The sequence below is a fragment of the Congregibacter litoralis KT71 genome, assembly GCF_000153125.2.
GTDB classification, from domain to species: Bacteria; Pseudomonadota; Gammaproteobacteria; order Pseudomonadales; family Halieaceae; genus Congregibacter; species Congregibacter litoralis.
Map to the genome: position 1 here is coordinate 537,578 of NZ_CM002299.1, position 21,723 is coordinate 559,300.

At 59.9% G+C, this 21,723-nt stretch carries 18 protein-coding genes; 9 read left to right on the forward strand and 9 right to left on the reverse strand.

The genetic code is table 11. The annotated features are described in order from the left end of the window. Positions 1 to 105: 105 nt before the first annotated feature. Positions 106 to 675 (forward strand): phosphoribosyltransferase, encoded by a 570-nt coding sequence (locus KT71_RS02520; RefSeq protein WP_008293057.1) that lies wholly within the window; start codon positions 106 to 108, stop codon positions 673 to 675. Here the strand turns inward: KT71_RS02520 and KT71_RS02525 are convergent. The 4 genes from KT71_RS02525 to KT71_RS02540 all read right to left on the reverse strand — a co-directional run bounded on the left by KT71_RS02525 (position 650) and on the right by KT71_RS02540 (position 6,500). After that, the gene (locus KT71_RS02525) at positions 650 to 1,963 is read right to left on the reverse strand and encodes a nucleobase:cation symporter-2 family protein (RefSeq protein ID WP_008293056.1); all 1,314 of its coding nucleotides are present in this window, start codon (positions 1,961 to 1,963) and stop codon (positions 650 to 652) included. The two genes, KT71_RS02520 and KT71_RS02525, sit on opposite strands and share 26 nt — an antisense overlap. 2 nt (positions 1,964 to 1,965) lie before the next feature. Next, positions 1,966 to 3,312 carry an amidohydrolase family protein gene (locus KT71_RS02530; protein ID WP_008293055.1) on the reverse strand — a complete coding sequence of 449 codons (1,347 nt, stop codon included), beginning with the start codon at positions 3,310 to 3,312 and terminating at the stop codon, positions 1,966 to 1,968. Positions 3,313 to 3,359: 47 nt separating this feature from the next. Continuing rightward, complete coding sequence (locus tag KT71_RS02535; protein ID WP_023659846.1) at positions 3,360 to 5,351, reverse strand: sodium-translocating pyrophosphatase; 1,992 nt, start codon at positions 5,349 to 5,351, stop codon at positions 3,360 to 3,362. A gap of 210 nt (positions 5,352 to 5,561) precedes the next feature. Beyond that, positions 5,562 to 6,500, reverse strand: coding sequence for a fatty acid desaturase family protein (locus tag KT71_RS02540; RefSeq protein ID WP_008293053.1), 939 nt, complete (start codon positions 6,498 to 6,500; stop codon positions 5,562 to 5,564). An 84-nt stretch (positions 6,501 to 6,584) separates the two neighbouring features. On the opposite strand from KT71_RS02540, the gene KT71_RS02545 reads away from it, so the two are divergent. The 5 genes from KT71_RS02545 (at position 6,585) to KT71_RS02565 (ending at position 11,832) form a co-directional block, all read left to right on the forward strand. Next, the gene (locus tag KT71_RS02545; protein WP_008293052.1) at positions 6,585 to 7,403 is read left to right on the forward strand and encodes a PaaX; all 819 of its coding nucleotides are present in this window, start codon (positions 6,585 to 6,587) and stop codon (positions 7,401 to 7,403) included. A gap of 134 nt (positions 7,404 to 7,537) precedes the next feature. Continuing rightward, complete coding sequence (gene yghU, locus KT71_RS02550; protein WP_008293050.1) at positions 7,538 to 8,380, forward strand: glutathione-dependent disulfide-bond oxidoreductase; 843 nt, start codon at positions 7,538 to 7,540, stop codon at positions 8,378 to 8,380. Beyond that, entirely contained in the window at positions 8,377 to 8,991 is a 615-nt protein-coding gene (locus tag KT71_RS02555) for an START domain-containing protein (RefSeq protein WP_008293049.1), read from the forward strand. Before yghU ends, KT71_RS02555 begins: the two co-directional genes overlap by 4 nt. A gap of 98 nt (positions 8,992 to 9,089) precedes the next feature. Then, positions 9,090 to 9,629: a (2Fe-2S)-binding protein gene (locus KT71_RS02560; protein ID WP_023659848.1), complete on the forward strand. Its 540-nt coding sequence runs from the start codon at positions 9,090 to 9,092 to the stop codon at positions 9,627 to 9,629. Then, on the forward strand, positions 9,622 to 11,832 hold the full coding sequence (locus KT71_RS02565; protein ID WP_008293047.1) for a xanthine dehydrogenase family protein molybdopterin-binding subunit: 2,211 nt from the start codon (positions 9,622 to 9,624) through the stop codon (positions 11,830 to 11,832). The genes KT71_RS02560 and KT71_RS02565 overlap by 8 nt, the downstream gene beginning before the upstream one ends. A gap of 8 nt (positions 11,833 to 11,840) precedes the next feature. Here KT71_RS02565 and KT71_RS02570 read toward each other — a convergent pair whose 3' ends face one another. From KT71_RS02570 to cysK, 3 genes are read right to left on the reverse strand one after another with little or no spacing between them, the layout of a single operon-like run. After that, positions 11,841 to 14,273, reverse strand: coding sequence for a putative bifunctional diguanylate cyclase/phosphodiesterase (locus KT71_RS02570; protein WP_008293046.1), 2,433 nt, complete (start codon positions 14,271 to 14,273; stop codon positions 11,841 to 11,843). A gap of 8 nt (positions 14,274 to 14,281) precedes the next feature. After that, a complete protein-coding gene (locus tag KT71_RS02575) occupies positions 14,282 to 14,983 on the reverse strand; it encodes an SIMPL domain-containing protein (protein ID WP_008293045.1) in 702 nt (233 codons plus the stop codon). A 9-nt stretch (positions 14,984 to 14,992) separates the two neighbouring features. Then, a complete protein-coding gene (gene cysK / locus KT71_RS02580) occupies positions 14,993 to 16,063 on the reverse strand; it encodes a cysteine synthase A (protein WP_008293044.1) in 1,071 nt (356 codons plus the stop codon). A gap of 93 nt (positions 16,064 to 16,156) precedes the next feature. Here cysK and KT71_RS02585 point away from each other — a divergent pair, with 93 nt between their 5' ends. Further along, positions 16,157 to 17,446 carry a hypothetical protein gene (locus KT71_RS02585; RefSeq protein ID WP_023659849.1) on the forward strand — a complete coding sequence of 430 codons (1,290 nt, stop codon included), beginning with the start codon at positions 16,157 to 16,159 and terminating at the stop codon, positions 17,444 to 17,446. A 7-nt stretch (positions 17,447 to 17,453) separates the two neighbouring features. Here KT71_RS02585 and KT71_RS02590 read toward each other — a convergent pair whose 3' ends face one another. Then, a complete protein-coding gene (locus KT71_RS02590; protein ID WP_008293042.1) occupies positions 17,454 to 17,852 on the reverse strand; it encodes a diguanylate cyclase domain-containing protein in 399 nt (132 codons plus the stop codon). Then, positions 17,792 to 18,154: a hypothetical protein gene (locus KT71_RS20740; protein WP_023659850.1), complete on the reverse strand. Its 363-nt coding sequence runs from the start codon at positions 18,152 to 18,154 to the stop codon at positions 17,792 to 17,794. The genes KT71_RS02590 and KT71_RS20740 overlap by 61 nt, the downstream gene beginning before the upstream one ends. Before the next feature lie 139 nt (positions 18,155 to 18,293). Here KT71_RS20740 and KT71_RS02600 point away from each other — a divergent pair, with 139 nt between their 5' ends. Both KT71_RS02600 and KT71_RS02605 read left to right on the forward strand, forming a co-directional pair. Continuing rightward, positions 18,294 to 20,126 carry a DUF3604 domain-containing protein gene (locus KT71_RS02600; protein WP_008293039.1) on the forward strand — a complete coding sequence of 611 codons (1,833 nt, stop codon included), beginning with the start codon at positions 18,294 to 18,296 and terminating at the stop codon, positions 20,124 to 20,126. Position 20,127: 1 nt separating this feature from the next. After that, the gene (locus KT71_RS02605) at positions 20,128 to 21,672 is read left to right on the forward strand and encodes a phospholipase D family protein (RefSeq protein WP_202962383.1); all 1,545 of its coding nucleotides are present in this window, start codon (positions 20,128 to 20,130) and stop codon (positions 21,670 to 21,672) included. Positions 21,673 to 21,723 lie beyond the last annotated feature (51 nt).

Below are 21,723 nucleotides of genomic sequence, written 5' to 3' on the forward strand. Positions count from 1 at the left end.
TGATCGTATACCAAGGGGCCGCAGCTGCGCAATGCGTTAAGCATCGATAGACTGTCGGGACGGCAAGGCCGCAGCATTGCCCCGGCCCAGGCGGAGGAGAAGCCCATGTCAGAAAAAGTGTATCTCGCCGCCCAGGAACTTCTGGAAGACTCCTTTCGCCTCGGTGCTGAGGTGGTAGCCAGTGGTTTTAAACCGACCATGATGATTGCCATCTGGCGTGGAGGTGCTCCCGTGGGCGTTGCCGTGCAGGAGATTCTCGCTTACTGCGGTATCGAGACGGACCACATCGCCATTCGCACCTCTCTCTACAAACCCGAGATCGACGGCCGCTCCTCGGAGATCCGTATCCATGGCATGAACTACCTCATCAAAAAGCTCACCCATGAGGACAGGCTCCTCATTGTCGATGACGTGTTCGATACGGGCAGCACCATCGACGCGGTGATTAACTACATTGAGGAGAAGGCGCGACTCAACACCCCCAGGGATATCCGCGTGGCCGTGCCCTACTTCAAGCCCGCGCGAAACCTCACGAATCGTGTCCCCGATTATTACCTCCACGAGACGGAGCAGTGGTTGAAGTATCCCCATTCCCTGGAGGGACTGAGCCCTGCGGAGGTGGCGAAGGAGCGACCGGCGCTCTACGAGATTATTGAGCCTTACCTGAACCGTTGAACAGGAGGTTCAGCGTCACCGCGCTCACGGCACCCAGGGTGATGGGATTGTTCAGGATGTCCGCGACGGCCTTGGGCAGGGCGGAAAAGTAAATGGGATTGGCGACGACGAGCATTGCCGCACTCAGGCTGATGCCCATGGTGAGCACATTCCCCGTATTTTCAAAGTCAACGCGGCGCAGGGTTTGAATCCCCGTGGCAGCGATGGAGCCAAAGAGCACCAGACCACAGCCACCGAGCACGGGAGTGGGAATGTTGGCGACCAGCGCCGCCGCCTTGGGTGCGAGGCTCAGGAGTATCAGCATTACGCCGGTGGCGGCGACGACATAGCGACTGCGCACGCCGGATACACGAATCACGCCGATGTTCTGGGAGAAGGTGGTAAAGGGAAAGGCGTTAAACAGTCCGCCAATGATGGTGCCCAGTCCCTCGGCGCGCAGCCCTGCTGCCAGACGTTTTTCGTCTACTTCCTGCTCGCAGACTTCACCGATGGCCAGATAGTCTCCCGTGGATTCCACCATGGTCACCAGCATGGTGACGGTCATCGCCGCACAGGCGGCGACGGTGAAGGTAGGGGGGCCGAAAGCGAAGGGCAGGGGAATACTTGCCCAGCTTGCGGTGCCGACGCCGCTGAAGTCAGACATGCCCATAAACGCGCCGGCAACGCCGCCGGCGATGAGTCCCACAAGTATCGATGTGCGCGCCAGAAAGTCGTGACCAAAGCGCATTACCAGTAGCACGAGCAACAGGGTGCCTAGACCCAGGCTGACTTCGGCCATGCTCGTGTCCTGGGCGCCAAAGCCCCGGCCACCGCTTAGCCACATGACGGCCACCGGCATGAGGCTGACGCCGATAACGGTGATGACCGTGCCCGTCACCAGAGGTGGAAAAAAGCGCAGGAGCTTGCTCCAGGACCCGGCAAGGGCCAGACATACGATGCCACCGACAATCGTGCCGCCAAACATGGCCGTGAGATCGCCATTGGCGCCGATGGCAATCAGGGGCGGTATGACCGCCACCGTGGTGCCCTGTACCACGGGCAGGCGCGTGCCAATGGGCAAGCCCGGTATGCCGAGGCACTGGATGAGCGTAGCGACGCCGCTGCCGAATAACCCCGAGGCCAATAAAAACGTGGTTTGCTCCTGGGGCCAGCCCAGGGCACTGGCGAGCACCAGGGGTGCGATGATGATGCTTGCGTAGGCTGCCAGGAGCTGCTGAAAGCCCAGGGGCAGAGTCCAGCGCAGGGGGAGCCATTCGTTGACCGGATGTCTTGCGTCGTTATCCTGCATATTCAGGCACCGCTTCGCTGGCGAAGATCACTCGCGCGTTCCCGAAGTTCTCCCAGCATGGCCGGGAGATCGAGCCCCTGAAGCACGCCGTTCTCCACCACCACTTGCCCGTCGACGATGGTGTGGACCACATCATCGGCGCGACTGGAATACACCAGAGCGGCTTGAGAATCGTAGCGGGGCGCGCAGTGGGCCTTGTTGATATCCACGACGATAATATCTGCAAGCTGCCCCGGGGCGAGGGTGCCGGCGTCATTCAGATGCATGGCGCGGGCGGCTTCCCGGGTGCTCATTTCCAGCATTTCGCTCACCGTTAACAGCTCCGGGTCCAGATTGTGGTTTTTATGGGTGATCGCGCCGAACTTCATCTCCTGGAACATATCCAGGGTGTTGTGACTCGCCGGACCGTCAGTGGCAAGCCCCACGGTCACCCCCGCCAATCGGAGCTTGCGGATGGGCATGATCCCCGAACACAGCTTGGCGTTACTGATGGGGCAGTGCGCAACTTTAACTTCCTGTGCGGCCATGAGCTCGATGTCATCGTCGGTGAGCGTTGTGCAGTGGGCGGCGGTAAGATGAGGACCCAGTAGGCCCATGCTGTGGAGCCAGGCCGTGGGCGTCTGGTCATAGTGGTCCGCGACAAACTGATGTTCCTGCAGTCCCTCGGAAAGATGGGTATGAATAGTGAGCTCGTGCTCTGCCGCCACCTCGGCGCAGCGGCGCCATAGCTTTTCCGTGCAGGAGTAGGTGGCGTGGGGCGACAGGGCAACGCGCAGACGGCCATCCAGGGTGTTGTGGTGGCGGTCGACGATGTCGCCAAAGCCATCCAGGGCCGCGAACGACCAGTCCGCAAGATCGCCGTAGAGACCAATATCCGCAAAGCCATAACCCAGCGTGGCGCGCAGGGGGATGGTGTTCAGAGCCGTGATTTCCGGCGTGACGGAGTAGGCATCAAAGTGTTCGTTAAAGCTGGTGATGCCCGACAGGGCCATCTCTGCAAGGCCTGCGAGACCGGCAAGACGGAGGGTCTCATGGTCGAAGTTCTGTTTGAGCCGCCACATGCTCTGGAGCCATTCAAAGAGCTTGGCATCCTCGTTGAGGCCCCGGAGTAGCACGTTGGAGCCAATATGGGTGTGACAGTTGCTGAAACCGGGCATCACTACCTGATCCCGGGCATCGATGGTTTTTGCGGCGGTGTAGGGTCCGATGGCTGTAGCGTCGCCCACGGCAAGTATTCGATTGCCGGAAACGAGGACGGTGCCGTCTGGCACCGCCAGGAAACCCGCCTCGGACGACGGGGTCATGGTCAGAATTTCGCCGCCGGTAATGGCGAGATCAGCCTCAATCATGGCGGCAAGCTTCCTCTGCTGGATTGCCCGTGCCGCCCGAGCGGCTCCTACAGCAAAGGAGCAATCACCAGGCTCACAATTGCCATTACGTTAATCAGGATATTCATGGACGGACCCGAAGTATCCTTGAAGGGGTCTCCCACGGTATCGCCCACCACGCAGGCAGAGTGCGTGGGTGAGCCTTTACCACCGTGATTTCCTTTCTCGACGTACTTCTTGGCGTTGTCCCAGGCGCCTCCGGCGTTTGCCATCATCAGAGCCATAAGCACGCAGCCTAGCAGCGCACCTCCGAGCATGCCACCCAGAGAGGCCGCGCCCAGACCCATGCCCACCACTACAGGCGCCGATACGGCGATGGCACCGGGTAAAATCATACGCCGCAGGGCTGCGGTGGTGGCGATGTCTACGCAGCGCGCCGTATCCGGCTCCGCTGTGCCCTCCAGCAGTCCGGGGATTTCGTGAAACTGGCGGCGGATCTCGTTGATCATGTCAAAGGCCGCATCACCCACCGCGGTCATGGTGATGGATGCGATAAGAAACGGAATGGTGCCGCCGATAAACAGTCCCACCAGGACCGTCGGATCTGAGAGCTCCAGAGAAAACCCCGGATTGTTGACCTGCACCGTCTGCACAAAGGCGGCGATAATCGCCAGGGCCGCAAGGGCGGCGGCACCAATGGCAAAGCCTTTGCCGATAGCCGCGGTGGTGTTGCCCACCTCATCCAGTCCATCGGTGATTTTGCGGGTGTCTTCGCCCATGCCCGCCATTTCGGCAATGCCCCCCGCATTGTCGGCGACGGGACCATAGGCGTCGATGGCCATGGTGATGCCTACGGTGGACAGCATGCCCACCGCGGCAATGCCCACACCGTAGAGGCCCGAAAGCTCCGTGGATACCCAGATGATGGCCGCCAGAAACAGCACCGGCAGCACCACGGATTCCATGCCCACGGCCAGGCCGCTGATCATTACCGTTGCCGCGCCCGTATCGCCCGCTTTGGCGATTTTGCGTACCGGCGACCCTCCCGTGTAGTACTCGGTGATGAGGCCGATGAGGACACCGCCCACAGCACCGGCGACCACGGACCACCAGATATTCATGTTCAGCCCCATGGCGTCCATCATCAGCCAGGCCATCCCGGCGAAGACCGCGGGAGCGATGAGGGTCCCTGTGCGGAGCGCCGCTTCGGGCGCGGCGCTGGAGCGTACGCGAACAATCAATATTCCCAGGAGGGATGCCAGCAGTCCGATGCTTGCCAGGGCCAGAGGCAGGAACATCATCTCCGCCTGCTTGTCGATGGCCATGGTGGACGCGATGGCGATGCAGGCGATCATGGAGCCGCAATAGGATTCGAAGATGTCCGAGCCCATACCCGCAATGTCACCCACATTGTCCCCCACGTTGTCGGCGATGACGCCGGGATTTCGCGGATCATCTTCGGGAATACCGGCTTCGACCTTTCCCACCAGGTCCGCACCGACATCGGCACTCTTGGTGAAGATGCCGCCACCCACGCGGGAAAACAGGGCGACTACGGACGCGCCCATGCCAAAACCGTGAATCGCATGCGCCGTTTCCGGGTCCCCTCCGAAGTAGTAGTACAGGCTGCCGAGTCCGATGAGGCCCAGGGAGGCCACACAGAGGCCCATGATAGAGCCGCCATAAAAAGCAATCGTCAATGCCTGGGCCTGGCCATGATTATGTGCTGCCACGGCGGTGCGCACATTGGCCTTGGTGGCCGCGAACATGCCCAGGAAGCCAGCGGTGGCCGAGGACATTGCGCCCGCGGTGAAGGCGATGGCGGTATCCGTACCCAGGGGGGATACAAAAATGCCCAGCAGCAGCACGGCGGCAAACATCGCCAGCATTTTGTATTCCCGCTGCATAAAGACCATCGCGCCGAGGTGGATCTGGTCGCCGATTTTCTTGACGGTACCGTCGCCGTGGTTATGGCGAATCATGATGTGGTAGATGATGAACGCGGCGACGAGTCCTGCAGCGCCGAGCATCGGGGGATAGAGCAAGTAGTCAAAAAACACGTTGCGTACTCCTTCTTATTGTTGTGATGCACTCTCAGTATAGGAAAGAAGAGGCCCGAGCGGAAAACTGATTCCCCTGTCCACTATTTATGAAGAAGCGCCATGAAGGGACGCGGTAAGAGTAGTTCGCGAATAAACAGCGCAAGAGCACGCCGCGAGAAGACGCTGTGGGGCGGCGCCGTCTGAAAAGACGACACCGTGAAAGTGATCCTAGGCGGCTGCGGCCGCGCCGCGATCCAGTTCCGGCACCACACGCTTGATAACGCTCCAGTAACCGTCGGCCACGGCTTCGGGATAGTCCGCATAAAAGCCACGCTGTGTGAGGGTGTCATGGAGTTTTTCCAGTTGCCACAGGGGCACGCTGGGCAGGAGGTGATGCTCAATGTGGAAGTTCACGTTGTGGGGGCAGAGGACAAGACGCTCCAGCCAGTTGGCGCGGGTGGTACGGGTATTGCCGCGAGGATCGGGCTCGTAAAGCGCCGTGACATTGCCATGCTCAGCCACCTGGCGGATGCGCGCAACCAGAGGGTAGCTGGTGAGATAGGCTGCGACCCACAGGAGGTAGAGCCATGACGCATTGCCCAGCCACAGCAGGCAAAATAGAACGCCGTTGGCGATGAGTCCCTGACGCAGGACGTTGTTACCCTCCCCCTTGCGCATCATGATGCGGTTGCCGGCACCGCTGAGGAGTCCGGTTAACTGTTTGATGCCCGTTTGTCCCGTGATGTCGCGAAGGAGTTTTCGTCGAAAACTGTCCGCGGCGATGGGGTACTTGCGGTAGTTGGGCAGATCGGGATCCTGATCCGTGCCCGCGAGGCGGTGATGCTCGCGGTGTGAGGCGCCGTAGGCGTTGCAGTCGCCGAGGACGGGGTAGGCACCCAGCCACTGTCCCAGAATCTGGTTCAGGCGCTGGTTTTTAAACAGTGTTTTGTGACCGGCTTCGTGCATGAGAATCGATAAACCCAGCTGCTGGCCGCCAAGCAATAAAATCGCGAGGACGATGGTCAGGGGATTGGTCCACAGCGCGGCCATGGCAAGCACTGCCGCGATTAACAGCCAGCTTTTAACAATCAGCCACAGGCCCATGGCGTCACTGCGGCGGGTGTAGCCCTGAATCTCTTCGCGGCTGAGATAATCCGATGCTTTCATGCTTGCGACCTCTTTTATCAAAAGTAACACAAAAATAAACAATGTGTAATTTTTTGTTATATTTATCGGTGCTAAGCTTCGCCCATGTTTGATCCGACAGACTATAAGTGGCCCACGCCCAAGCGCCTGGTGCTATCGCTGCTCAGCTCGCCTGAACTCAAGGAGATCGGCGCCCGGGAGTGTGTGAAGTGGGGCAGGCTCTTTGATATCGATCCCACGGCGATGCGGGTCGCTCTCGGGCGTCTGGTCAAGGCCGGTTTTCTGCGGAGCGTGGTTCGGGGTCGCTATGCCATTGGCGACCGGGGCAGGGTTCTCAGCGAAACCGCGCGGCGCTGGGTGTCCGCAGAGGAGCGGGTCGGCGCCTGGGATGGTCGCTGGTTGATGGTGCACACCGCGCATCTCGGGCGCCGCGATCAAAGCGCCTTAAAGCTCAGGGATAGAGCGTTGCAGCTTGTGGGATTTGCCGAGCTGCGCAGCGGCCTCTGGTGTCGCCCGGCAAATTATCGGGAGTCCTCGGCAGAAACCCGGGCGCGCCTTCGGGAGCTGGGGCTTGGAGAAGAGGCGATCATCCTGCGTGCAGACAGTCTGCTCCTGGAAACCCGGGAACTTGCGGCGCTCTGGCCCCGGCAGGCGCTCGAAGAGGCCTACGCAGTCCTTACCCAGGCCATGATAGACAGCATGGCCCGGGGCGACGCCGATGATACGGATGCCGGCAAAGAAGCTCTCGCTAGGGAGACCTTCCTCCTCGGCGAGGCGGTCATTCGCCAGATCAATGGCGACCCCCTGTTGCCCGATGCCATGGTGGATGTTGCCGCGCGACGAAAAATGCACGAAACGATGGTAGCGTATGAGGCCTTCGGGCGAGATGCCTGGGCACGCTTTCAGGCCCCCGGGGCTCAATGAGCTGTCGAGGGGAGCTGTCCGGGGTTCGCAGTTAAAGCTGAACCTAAAGCTAAAGTCTGCCGTCTCGAGAATCGAGGACGCTGAGCAGCGGTTTTCACGACAAACAGGATAAATCAAAGGGATACCCTCACATTATGAGCGATACGCAATACGAACCCCCCAAGGTCTGGACCTGGGACAGGGAAAGCGGCGGCAAATTTGCCAGCATCAATCGACCCATTGCGGGAGCGACCCATGACAAGGAATTGCCCGTGGGCGAGCATCCCTTTCAGCTCTACTCCCTGGCAACACCCAATGGCGTAAAAGTCACGGTAATGCTCGAAGAGCTCCTCCAGCTGGGAATCGCTGAGGCGGAATACGATGCCTGGCTCATCAATATCCAGGAGGGCGAGCAATTCGGCAGCGGCTTTGTCGACGTCAATCCCAATTCAAAAATTCCCGCGATGGTGGACCGCAGCGGGGACACGCCCGTGCGTCTTTTTGAGAGCGGCGCCATGCTCATGTACCTCGCCGAAAAATTTAATGCGTTTCTCCCGGACGATCTCGCCGCCCGGGCGGAGTGTTACTCCTGGCTCATGTGGCAGATGGGTAGCGCGCCTTTTCTGGGCGGTGGTTTCGGGCACTTTTACGCCTACGCTCCCGAGAAATACGAATACCCCATTAACCGCTACGCCATGGAAGTAAAGCGGCAGCTGGATGTGCTCGATCGCAATCTGTCGAACCGTGCGTATCTCTGCGGCGACGACTACACCATCGCGGATATTGCGACCTTTCCCTGGTACGGCGCCCTGGCCATGGGCAAGCTCTATGACGCGGCAGAGTTTCTGGATGTCTCGTCCTACAAACATGTGCTTCGCTGGGCCGAAGAGATTTTCGAGCGCCCCGGCGTTGTGAGGGGTCGCTGCGTTAACCGTGCCTGGGGTCCCGAAGAGGATCAGGTTCTCGAGCGGCACAGCGCCGCGGATATTAAGCGATGAAGCGAGCTCTTCCGATGCTTGTCCACGTACTGGCATTACTCTTCAGCATCACCTGGGCGGGCAGCGCACTGTCCGCTGAGTGGGAAACGCAGTTTGATGAAGGCGGCGTGCGCGTCGACACACGCGACGTCGATGAGTCTGCGTATCAGGCCTTCCGTGCTCAGGCCGTCGTGGCAGCATCTCCCGAAGCAGTGCTTGCGCGGCTTCGGGACACGGAGAGCTATCCCGATTGGTTTCCAAACACCATTGAGGCGCGGCGTCTTGAGGCGCAGGGCGATAGCTGGAGCCATTACGTGCGCACCGACGCGCCCTGGCCCGTAAAAGATCGCGATGCCATCTACACGCAGCGCCTGGAGCGTGATGGCGAGAACCTGCGCATTATTGTGGGAGTGTCTCCCGATGCGCTGCCAGAGTCCAAAGATGCCGTGCGTATTCAGGCCGCTGCGGGGCGCTGGGAGCTCGTCGCCAGTGATGGCGGTACTTCGATTCACTGGGAGTTCCATGCGGAGCCCGGCGGGAATCTGCCCGGCAGTCTGGTGAACGCCCGAGTCATCGGGACGCCCAAGGGCGCCCTCCAGGCGCTTCAGGCGCACTTCGCAAATAGGCGCTAAGCTTTCGAACAGGTGGCGTGACAGACACGCTAAACAAGCGTCCGGTTTTACCCGGCACATACACAGAAAAAGACGTACTCAGCGACAAGAGGCCTACCATGATCAGTCTGCGCGTAAACGGCGAGCACCGGGAGCTGGATGTTGACCCGGCCATGCCTTTGCTCTGGGCCCTTCGGGAAAACCTGGCTATGACGGGTACCAAATTTGGCTGCGGCATTGCCCAGTGCGGCGCCTGTACCGTGCATCTCAATGGCCGGGCCATACGAAGCTGTGTGACGCCCGTGTCCGCTGCGGAGGGTGGGGAAGTCACCACCATCGAGGGTCTGGCTGACCGGACACCCGGTGAGGGCCTCCACCCGCTGCAAACGGCCTGGATCGAAAAACAGGTACCCCAGTGCGGCTACTGTCAGTCGGGGCAGCTTATGAGTGCCGCCGCACTTTTGGACAGCAACCCCAATCCGGATGACGCCGCAATCGATGCTGCCATGGCGGGGAATGTCTGTCGCTGTGGCATGTACTCGCGCATCAAAAGCGCCATCAAGCACGCCGCCTCTCAGAATCGCGCCGTAGTGCAGAGTTTTGATCCCGGCGCTTCGGTCAATGCGGAAGACGATGTAGGGGAGAAAGCTCATGGGTAAGTGGACGAGACGGGCTTTTATCACCACGGGCGTACTGGCGGGGGGTGCCCTGGCCGTCGGCGTCGCGATTCGACCGGGTCACCGTGCACCAAAAGTTGCCGGAGAGGTGACGGAGGACGGCGAAGTTCTGGTGAGCATGTGGGTCAAGATCGATCCATCAAACAAAATCACGCTCATCGCACCCCACAGTGAAATGGGGCAGGGGGCGCAGAATGCCCTCACCCAGATGCTGGCGGATGAAATCGATGCCCGCTGGGAAGACACCGCCTTTATGGAAGCCCCGGCTATCGATGAGTACGCCAACTGGGCTTTGGGTAAGGGTTATCTCATTGGCGATGCGGATATCCCCGAGGTGCTGGTGCCCACCATCGATGGCGCCATGCTGCAGGTGGCCAAAGCCATGAAGATGCAGATTACCGGCGGTAGCCTATCGATTCGTACCACCGGCGTTTACGGCGTACGCGCCGCGGGCGCCGCCGCCCGCGAGCTGCTGATTAACGCCGCGAGCGAGGCCTGGGGCGTACCTGCTTCTCAGCTGGACGCCAGGGATACGCATATTGTTGATACCACGACGGGCAAGCGGGCGCCCTTCGCGGAGTTTGCCCTGGCGGCGTCGCAAACTGCGCCGTCGGCTTCTCCCACGCTCAAGACCCCGGATCAGTTCCGAATCATGGGCAAAAGCGCACCGCGGCGTGACATTCCCGCAAAAGTTGATGGCACGGCCGTCTTTGGCATAGACGCCCAGGTCCCGGGCATGAAGCATGCGGCGATTATGGCTGCCCCGGTTTTTGGCGCACAGCTCGTTTTCGTAGATGCCCGTAAAGCTGAGTCCATGGCCGGTGTTTCCCAGGTAGTGTCCCTTGAGGATGCCGTGGCCGTGGTGGCCGATGGCTATTGGCAGGCAAGCGAGGCCCTGAAAACCCTCAAGGTTCAGTGGTCTCAAACGGACTATGATGACGCGAGCAGTGAGTCTCTGTTTCAACAATTTGATCAGGATCTTGCCCGGGGCATTGAGGGCGGCAGCAGTAAGGCTGATGTCGATGATGGGGATGTGGAGGGAGCGCTGGCAAGCGCAGCCGCCACGCTCGATTCGACCTACCGGGTGCCTTATCTGGCCCATGCCTGCATGGAGCCTATGAACGCCACGGCCCGGGTCACCGACGACAGCTGTGAGGTTTGGATTGGCACACAGAATCCCCTAGGGTTTCGCTACGAAGTTGCCGACGCCCTGGATATGGATGTGGAGCAGGTGCAGATACACCAGCACCCCATGGGTGGTGGTTTCGGTCGGCGATCAAATTCAGATACTGCGGTGCAGGCCGCCAGGATTGCCCGGGCAGCGGGAGAGCCCGTAAAACTGATCTGGTCCCGGGAAGAGGATGTCCGTCACGATCACTACCGTCCTGCGGTGGCATCACGCTTCCGGGCGGCCCTGGACGACGGCGGCAACATCAGCGCCTGGGAAAATGTTTATCACGAGAAGCATGAACCCGTAGAGGCCCCCACCATTCCTTACACCGTAGGTGCCCAGAAAATTCATCATGTGGAGAGTCCCACCCACGTGCCGTTTGGCCCCTGGCGCAGCGTTGACCATTCGCAGCACGGATTTTTCACCGAAGCTTTTTTCGACGAGGTTGCCGTCGCCGCGGGTAAAGATCCCTACGAATACCGCATGGCCTTACTCAGGGACAGGCCCCGGCACCAAAAGGTGCTGCAAACCGCCGCAGAGCAAGCGGGCTGGGGTGAGACCTTGCCGAAAGGCAGGGGACGGGGAATCTCCCTGCAGGAGTCCTTTGGCTCCCTCGTGGCGCAGGTCGTTGATGTGACCGTGAGCGACGGCGCGATCAGCGTGGATCGGGTGGTCGTTGCCGTGGATGCGGGTTTTGCCGTCTCTCCCGATGGTTTGACGGCTCAGATGGAATCGGGAGTGAACTACGGTCTGACAGCGGCGCTCTACGGTGAAATCACCATCGAGGACGGTGCCGTAAAGCAAAGCAACTTCCATGATTACCCCATGGTGCGCATGGGCGACTCACCCCTTATCGAAACCTACATCATTAATAGCGGCGAAGCCTGGGGTGGAGCGGGGGAGCCTGGTACGCCGGGAATTGCCCCGGCCCTGGTTAATGCGGTGTTCGATGCCACGGGGCTGCGGGTGAGGGAGCTGCCCCTGTCGAAGCAGGACTTCAGTGACTTTTCTTAAGAGGCTGCTTATGCAGTGCCAGATTCACCGCTGGTAGGCAGCGGTGGAGCGACCATATCCCGCCACAGCCCCCTGTGCTGCCAGTTTTCTATCCACCCGGCGAGTGCCTTCGCCGGCATGGGTGCTGCGATTGCATAGCCCTGGCCGAAGTTGCACGCCATATTGACCAGGGCCTGGGCGTGAGCGGGAGTGCTGACACCTTCAGCGATGACCTGACGACCAAGGCCCCGGCACAGCCCCACCATGGCCGACACTATGGCGGTGTCTTCAGAGCTTTCGAGCATGTCTCTCACAAAGCTGGTATCAATTTTCACTGTGCTCACGGGAAGCCGGCGTAGATGGGTGAGGGAAGAGAAGCCCGTGCCAAAGTCGTCTAGCGCAAAAGAAACACCGAAGGCGTGGGCGTATTCGATAATTTTGGCGACGCGGGCAACATCATTGAGGGCGCTGGTTTCCAGAATTTCGATTTCCAGTGTTTTTGCCAGGAGGTCCGGATACCGGGCGATGGCCGAGCCGAGAGACTCGAGAAAATTACTCTGGAGCAGGTGAACACCCGCGATATTCACGCTGACCTGGGTGGCGATTTCCTGACCGCGCCATTGACGTATTTGCTCAACAGCTTCGCTAAGCACCCATTCTCCAAATTCAATCTGCAGGTTTTCTCGATCGATCAGGGGCAGGAACTCCGGGGGCTGAAGCAGTCCCCGATGGGGATGTCTCCATCGCGCCAGCGCTTCCACCCCGAGTAACTCGCCCGTTAGCATGTTGACCTTGGGCTGGTAGAAAAGCTCAAACTCCTCATCCGCCAGTGCCCGTCGAACGTCTCCGCTTGCCCCTTCGTTCCCCACCAGCCCCCGATCAAACACATAGAAGCGGTTCTTCCCCTGACGCTTCGCCTCATACATTGCCTGATCCGCGCAGCGCACCAGGGAGCCGGGCTCCAGACCGTCAAGGGGAAAGCGAGCAATGCCAATGCTGGCTGAGACCGGGATCTCTTGCCCCTCAAGCATCACCGGTTTGCTGGTGGCTTGGAGAAGGCGCTCCACCACCGGAGCGAACCCTTCGGGGTCATCGAGGTCGCTAATCAGAGCGATGAACTCATCACCGCCAATGCGAGCCAGGGTGTCCGTGTCACGCAGCGCCTCATTCATGTTGTCGGCGATTGCAATGAGATAGCGGTCACCCACCGCATGACCGAAGGAATCGTTCACGAGTTTAAAGCCATCGAGATCGATGTAAGCCAGCGCAAGGAAGGTCCCCTGACGCTCACTCGTTGCCACGGCCTGATAGAGCCTGTCTTCAAACAGCGAGCGATTGACGAGGCCCGTCAGGGGATCGAAATGAGCGATGGTCTCCAGCTCGCGCTCGTGCTCCTTTAAGGGAGTGATGTCAGAGTAAAGGCATACAAAGTGATGGGCTTCGCCCTGATCGTCGATCACTGCCGTAATACGACACAGCTCCGACCTTTTATGGCCTCTGGCGTCAAAGGTGGTGACTTCGCCGGAACAGGATCCCTCGCGGAGCAGGGTGTCCCACAAGGCCTCGAATTCGCCGCTATCGTCCCTTGCGTGCTTTGCGGCTTTTAAGGACTTCCCTAACACCTCTTCTCTGGAAAGGCCGGTGAAGCTTTCGAAGGTTTTGTTAGCATCCACGATCTCGTGGTTGCCGTTGAGAATCACAATGCTTTCCGCCGCATTGGCAAAAACACTGGTCACCAGAGCCTGACGGCGCTGGGCGTCTATCTCGGTGCTGACGTCCCTGGCGACGCCATACAAACCGAGAAGCCTGCCTTCCTGATCCAGAATCGGGTACTTTCGATTATCGACCCAGCCCCGTCTGCCATCGCGATGCGTGTAGGGCTGGATCGCCTTGGCCATGCCCTTGGCAGCGTAGACCTCGACCTCCAGCGCGTAATACATATCCGCCAGATGCTCAGGAAAAACATCGTAGTCCGCCTTACCGGCGAACTCCTCCCAGCGATCGATGCTCTGGCAGAGCGTTGCCATGCGCTCACTCCCTGCGAGGAGCATATGATGCGTGTCTTTAAAAAAGATGTAGTCGTCCGTGGAGGTCATGATCGTGCGGATCATGGCGTCGGGGAGTTCGTAGCGCGGTTTCTCGGTTTGTCGTGGGTCTATGAGTTCCAGGCGTTTATTGTCCTCGCCCCACCGGGCATCACCTGGGTGCAAGTTAGCGAGAAATATACGATAGCGGCCGCTGGCATCGCGCACACGAAGGTGAGTATCAGTATCCAGCGAAGACCCGGTATCGCCGACGATGAGTCTCTCAAAAAGGGCTTTGTCTTCGGGGTGCAGGGCCTTGAGGAAGGCTTCACCGTACTCGCCTGGCCCGTCGCCCTGCAAATCGAGACCCAGACTTACATCATCGCAAATCTCGTAAACCTGAAGCCGACTGTCTACTTGAAGATTGGCCGCTACCACGGAAGCCCTCAATCAAGGTAATAAACGAAAGTACTCACCACCCGAAGGCGTTTTTCGCGGCTGGAGGCGCTGTCGTAGGGGTTTCCGCCGGTGCCGCTGATCTGAATAATACCCTGATTGGCGCTTTTGAGACTCCCCAGGCTGGCGCCGGATTCCCGGGCAAATTTTTCCGCCTGGGCGCGGGCGTTTTCCGTGGCCGCCTTCAGCAGTGGTCCTTTGGCATCGTTAAAGGCGCGCAGGGCATACTGCGGGCCTCCGCCGAGATCCAACTGCACCCCGGCAGCAATGAGGGGGTCCGTCGCCAGGGCGGCGGAGGCGACGGCCTCTACCCGCTCACTTTTGACAATGACAAGAGCGGAACCACTGTAGCGGGTGGGACTGTTCGACGACGCATATTCCCGTGAGTAGGCGTCCGTGACCACCAAAGGACGAATTTCCATTTCTGTGCGGGTAAAGCCCAGTCCCTGGAGAAACTCCACAAGCTTGTCGCGGTCCGCCGCCAGGGATTTCTGCACCGCCTGAAAACTGTCCCCGGCGCGCCGTACCGTGAGCGGCCAGGTGACGTAATCGCTGTCGACGCTCTGCTCCGCCAAACCTTTGATGACAATGCTGCGATCCGCCATGCGAAAGCGTTCCAGGCCATCGCCAATCAATGCGCCTCCCATGACCAGTCCTGCGGCGATCACGATGGCGATGATGGTGTTGTTCATGGAGACCCCTTACTTAATCTGGTAACCCGGTGTTGATTGGGAAAGAGCGATTTCTTCGTCGGTCATGGTCTCGGCGATGCCCTCAAAAAGCGGTGTAGAGAGGTAACGCTCCCCCGTATCCGGAAGCATCACCAGAAAGACCGAGCCCTCCGGTGCACTCTCAGCTACCTCCATCGCGATGGCGACGGTAGACCCACCGGAGACACCCGTAAAAATACCTTCTTCCGCGGCCAGTCGTCGAGACCAGGCCATACCGTCGGCGCCGGAGACGGGCAGCAGTTTGTCGTAAAACCCCTTGTCAAGGCTCTCCTGGAGCACCAGGGGAATGAAGTCCGGGGTCCAGCCCTGAATAGGGTGGGGTTCAAAGGCGGGGTGACTGGCGGCCGGTGAGCCCTGGTCATCTCGTTCCTGGGCGATGCCGGATGCCACGATGGCAGCGTTGGCGGGTTCTGTGAGTATGATGTTGACCTCGGGACGTGCTGCGCGGAGCGCTCGCGCAACCCCGGTGACCGTACCTCCGGTCCCGTAGCCTGTGACCCAGTAATCCAGCTTCTTTCCCTCAAAATCCGCAAGAATTTCCTGTCCCGTGGTGTGCTCATGGATGTCCGCATTCGCAGACGTTTCGAACTGTCGGGCGAAAAACCAGCCGTTGGCCTCGGCAAGCTCCCGGGCCTTGTTGTACATGCCCAGACCCTTTTCTTCCTTGGGTGTCAGCACCACCTGAGCGCCCAGAAAGCGCATGAGCTTGCGACGCTCCACGGAAAAGCTCTCCGCCATGGTGATCACCAGGGGATAGCCTTTGGCGGCACAGACCATGGCCAAGCCGATGCCCGTGTTTCCTGAGGTGGCCTCGACAACGGTCTGGCCGGGTTTCAGGCGGCCCTCGCGCTCGGCTGCCTCAATGATATTGGTGGCCAGACGGTCTTTCACCGAGCCGCCGGGGTTAAAAGCTTCGACTTTGACGTACACATCCACATGCTTCGGTGCGATACGATTGAGGCGAATACAGGGCGTGTCGCCCACGGTATCGAGCACATTGTCATAGAGGTGGCCGCGGCCCCGGGTCTTTCGGATGTCCATCGAGAATCTCTCCCTGAGTCTGTAAGCTGTGCGCTCCAGCCAAGTTGCCGCCGCAAGCGGCGGGTCTTCTGCCCAAAGCCCGGAGCGAAGAAGTTGTTCAGAGCTTACAACAATGGGAAGCCCAGTGTGGCCCGGGGTCGACGATCCCGGTGGCCCCTGTGTCTGCTTCTTATTGCTCTCGGGACAGGCCACGAATCCAGGGCCCATCTCCCGGAATACTTCGGCCGCAAATATGTGCAGGTCATCGATGCTTTGACGCCACCGGCCGCCGCCTGTGAAAGCGCTGATCGCGACGCGCGCAAAACCGCCGATGCTCTAAAAGATCGTCTGGATGATGCGGTGCTCGATGCCGGTGCTTACAGTCCGAGCCTGGCGGATCCCATCGGCGAGTTGGGCAAGCTTTACAGCACCCTGTGCAATCATCCGGCGGCTCTCAAAGCCAACCGCGATGCTCTGCAGATCGTGCGTGTTAACGAGGGGCTTTTGAGCCCCGCGCAGATTCCCTATCTCCGTGCCCTTGCCGATGATTATCAGGCTATCGGTGACTTCGCCTCTGCGCAGCAGAGCCTCCGTTCTGTTTTCCGGGTTCACGGTATGGGACGGGGGAAGCTCAACGATGCCGCCCTGCGCGACAGTCTGGCGTACTTTGCCCGGGCGCGGGCTATCTTTATCGATCCGCGCTCCCGCGGTGAGCTCAGCCTTTTCTTTGAGGCATTCAATGACAACGAGGATATGCTTGAAGCGCAGCTCGAGCGCGATGACCTTGCCTACGCCACTCGCGAGGCTCTGTCCGTGAGTCATCTGCGCAACCTGTACCTGCTCCTGGGCACGGACTTTGCCGTGACGTCCAGTCTGTCCGCCGATGCCGCCAGTCCCGCTGCGGACTTTTTACAGCGTAGTCAGATGCTGACCTACGGCAAAGGACGGGTATTGCTCGAAGAGCTCATAGAAGAGGCCCAGAACGAACCTCCCCTGACCCGCGCCCGTCTGTATCTGCGGCTGGGAAACTGGCAGCAGTGGAATGCCAAGTGGGGCCAGGCCTGCGATAGCTATGCTCTGGCCTGGGAGTTCGCTACCGGCAAGGGCAGCGAGGCGCTGCGCAAGCAGCTGGCAAGACCCGCGCTGTTGCCGGAAGACACAGGTTTGTGGGCATCACTCCTGAACCCGGACATCGCCGTTAAGGCGAGCATCGTTGCGGGTTTTCGCGTATCCGCACGGGGAGATATTTCCCGGGTAGATGCGGTGATTGAGGACGAGGGCAGTAGTGGACTGGCAGGTCGTGTTGCCCGCTGGTTGCGGGATTCCCATGCACGACCTGGCATCGCAGACGGTGCCTGCGCGGCGGGAGAACTTCGTGGGCAACGTCTCCGGTTGCTGGACTAAGACCGCCTTAGCTTTTGACCAGGGATTGATTGCGTCCCGCAGCCACGGATGCGCTCAAGGCGCTTTCACTCCGCTGCGTCCATGTGTCAAAGCTCTCATCACCCCGAAAGGCTGTGAGCCCGACGCTAAAGCCTGGCGACGGATCCTCGGCACTGCCCAGGGAAACCCGGCGGATGTTTCGTCGGATCCGGTCGGCCACGGCTGCGGCGATAAACTCATTGGCGTCGTCGATCAGAATCGCAAAACGCAGTTCATCGACCCGCGCCAGGGTATCGGACTGGCGGATGCAGCCGCGCACCCGCTCGGTCACGGCGCGGAGCAAGCTGTCTTTATCAGGCCCCTCATTCAGCGCGGCAAGCTCATCGATGGTCCACAGCAGTAGCCAGAGTTCGCCGCCGTGCCGCAATAGGCGCGATAACCGTTGCGCCGCTCGTTGCATCCATCCCAGCGAGCGTCCGCATCAGCGTCCGGGATGGTGACTGTGCGGCGCGACTGTAAGGTTGCTTCACTGTACTGATGGGTGTTTCGGTGTTCGCGATGCCCGATGGTAAACAGGCTGTTGTCGCCCGGCGCTGCTGCTACGATTTCTGTGGTGGTGGGATAGGCGACCCGTGACAGGCTTTGCTCGGCCTCGGTGCTGTCTACAAGGAGCTCCACAGTAGACTGCCATTGCTCGATGTGAGGGCGGTCGGGGCGTGGATAAAGCATCGATAGTAAACCCCTAAAAAGCTATATTCGCAATTGCAGCTTAGTGCATTCAGCAAGCTACAGCGATATTCTAACCCTGTTTCTTATAGGGGCGGCCCCCTGGCACGGGGCCTCGTGGTCCGCATCAAAGGTCTCAAAGATGACAGCTACCAAAGCCTTGAGTTCGCTTGCGCGGCGCCACAAAATTCTGACTGCGGTGGTGATGGGATCCGCAATGTTCGCAGGCGCCGCTGAGCATGACGCTTCGGCGGAGTACAAACAGGCTTACTTTGGCGAACTGCACCTGCATACCTCTTACTCCCTGGATGCCTACATCGGCGGGACGCGCCTTACGCCCTCCATGGCCTATCGCTTTGCCAAGGGAGAAGCGATGAGCGTGAATGGCCAGCCGCATAGCATTGGGCGGCCTCTGGACTTTGCCGCCGTCACCGATCACGCGGAGTACCTCGGAGAAATGCAGGCGACGCAGGTAGCGGCGACACCCGGCTATGACAACGAAAAGCTCGACGAGCTGAGAAATCTCAGCTCCTATGAGGAGCAGGAAGCGTGGTTCCTTCGCGAGGTGGTGGCCAACTCCCGAGGCGGTCGGCCAAAGCACACCGCGTTCTATCCCGGTGAGCTCGCGGAGAAAAGCGCCTGGCAGCTGATGATCGATACCGCCAATGCGCACTATGAGCCCGGGTCCTTTACCACGCTGATTGCTTACGAGTGGTCCTCTGCGCCCCAGGGCGGCAACATGCATCGCAACGTCATCTTCCGGGATGACAAGGTCCCGGCTCTGCCTTTCTCCTCTATTGACTCACCGGACGAGGAAGACCTGTGGGCCTGGATGGGAGAGCAGGAGGCCCTGGGTTCGACTCTCCTGGCAATTCCCCATAACTCTAACGCCAGCAAGGGCTTTATGTTTGAGCCCGTGGATAACTCGGGTGACCCCATCGATGCCGAATATGCCCGTCTGCGCAGCCACTTCGAGCCGCTGATCGAGATGATGCAGATCAAGGGTAATTCCGAGGTGCATCGCAAATTCTGGCCGGCGGATGAGTTTGCTGATTTTGAGAATGGCGACAGCATTCAGACGCACAGTGAGCGCCGTTTTGAAAAATCAGGCTTTGTCCGGGCAGCGGTAATAGAGGGCCTGGGCTACGAGCAAAGCCTGGGCATCAATCCCTACAAACTGGGCTTTGTGGGAGGTACGGACAGTCACAACGGTACGCCGAGTGATGTGGCGGAGGATAGCTACGTCGGCAGCCACGGGGCAGCGGATGGCTCCGTTGAACGCCGCCAGGTGGAGGATATTCCCGGCTGGATCCTGGCGCGAGAATCCAGCCCCGGTTCCATCACTGGTGTGTACGCCACGGCCAATACACGCGAGGATATTTACGACGCCCTTCGGGCACGGGAAACCTTTGTTACCTCGGGGCCGAGGATAAAGCCCCGTTTCTATGGCGGCGCCAGCTTGCCGGTCGATCCGAGGGATGCGGGGGAGCTGGTGGCCCGAGGCTACGCCGACGGTCAGCCCATGGGTTCCACACTGTCGGCGCTGTCTAAGGCGCCGGTGTTTTACGTTCACGCCATGAAAGATCCTGAGGGGGCCAATCTCGATCGTATCCAGATTGTCAAAGGTTGGGTGGACGCCGAGGGAGTCACCCGGGAGCGCATCTACGATGTTGCGGTCTCCGATGATCGGCCCATCAATGACGATGGGCGCTGCACCGTAACCGTGGGCAACACCGTAGACCTCGCTACAGCGACCTACGCAAACACCATCGGTGCTTCCGAGCTCATGGCCCGATGGTCGGATCCTGACTTTGATCCCGCGCAGCCTGCGCTCTACTACACCCGCACCCTGGAAATTCCCACGCCGCGATGGACAAGCTACGACGCCGTGCGCTTTGGAAAAGCGCTGCTCGATGACGTGCCCTCGACGATACAGGAGCGGGCCTGGAGCTCTCCCATCTGGTATGTGCCCTGAGGTGCGCAAGATCGGGGTAGATCTCTGGCGATCCGCCGTGGTCGCCGTCGCAGTGTCAGCCTTGCAGGCCTGCTCCTCCTTTTCTTCTCTTCCACCTTTGCCGGCGGAGCCGAGGGCGGTTGAAACGGCGAGCCCTCCCGCGACGGCGCCGCTGTGGACCGAGGTGGAAGAAGTCCGCAGGGATAACTGGAACATCCTCCTCAACGATGGCGCAACGGCGCTGGACTGGCGCCTTACCGCCATCGATTCGGCGACGCAGAGTCTCGATCTCCAGACTTTCCTGTGGTCCCTGGATCGCGTGGGCTCTGCCATGCTGAATCATTTGTTGGCGGCGGCGGATCGTGGTGTGCGGGTCAGGCTCCTCGTGGATGATTCCTTCCTTCTGGGCGAGGACGATCTGCTCCTCGCCCTCGCGGAGCATCCGAACATCGCCTACCGCGTGTTTAATCCGTATAAAAGACGGCAGGACGGCTTTGCCACCCGGGAAGCGATGAACCTCGGTGATTTCGATCGCCTCAACCATCGCATGCACAACAAGGTCATGTTGGTAGATAACCGCGTCGCCATTGTTGGCGGCCGGAATCTGGCCGATGAGTACTTCGGTTTGCATGAGGAGGCGAATTTTCGTGATATGGAGCTGCTGGTGGGCGGTGACATCGTTCCTAGTTTGAGCGCGGTGTTCGATGACTACTGGAATGATCTCTGGTCCGTGCCCATCGAGGCGCTTGCCCACAGGGGGCCGAATTACGAACGTCTCTCCGATACGGTGCGTATTCGCGATCCGGAGCTTTTGGCGCATAGCGAGTCTGAGCAGCCTGCCTTGCTCCTCCGCTGGCGCACGGCGGTAAAAGACGCCCTGCCCGGGGAGCCGGAGCTTCTGGTGGATACGCCGCCACCTGCAGACATCACGGCAGAATCCAGTGCCCCGATGCAGCTGGCGCAGGAATTGATTGAGGTCTTTGACAGCGCCAGGGAGGAGGTCATCGTGATATCGGCCTACCTCATACCATCACCGGGGTTGGAAGCCGTCGTCGAGCGGGCTGCGCGTCGCGGCGTGCGCATCCGTATCCTCACTAACTCCATACGCTCAAACAATCACATCACGGCGCACAGTGCCTACCGCAATCATATTGGCGAGCTTATGGAAGACGGCGCGGAGCTCCACGAGGTGCGCATCGATGCGGGGAACCGAACACGCTATATGCTCTCGCCGGTGGACAAGAAGGCACTGGCGCTCCACGCAAAGGTTTTGGTGATTGATGGAGACCGGGTATTTGTGGGGAGCCCGAACCTGGATCCACGCTCCATGAGAATCAACACTGAGGTAGGTCTACTGGTCCGCAGCGAAGCGTTGAATGAGCGGATCAGAGAGAGTGTTGAGCCGGATCTGAGTCAGGCGAATGCCTGGAGTCTGCAGCTGGACGAGTCAAATCGCGTGGTGTGGGTTGCCGAGGGGCAGACGCTGTCCAAGCAGCCCGCTGCGAGCTTTATGCAGCGCCTTGAGGATTGGTTTTTTGCGCATCTGCCTATTGAGGGTCAGATGTAGTCGCGGCTGAGGAAGCCCCATTTGCAACACGATTGGTCGGGTCGGGGACTT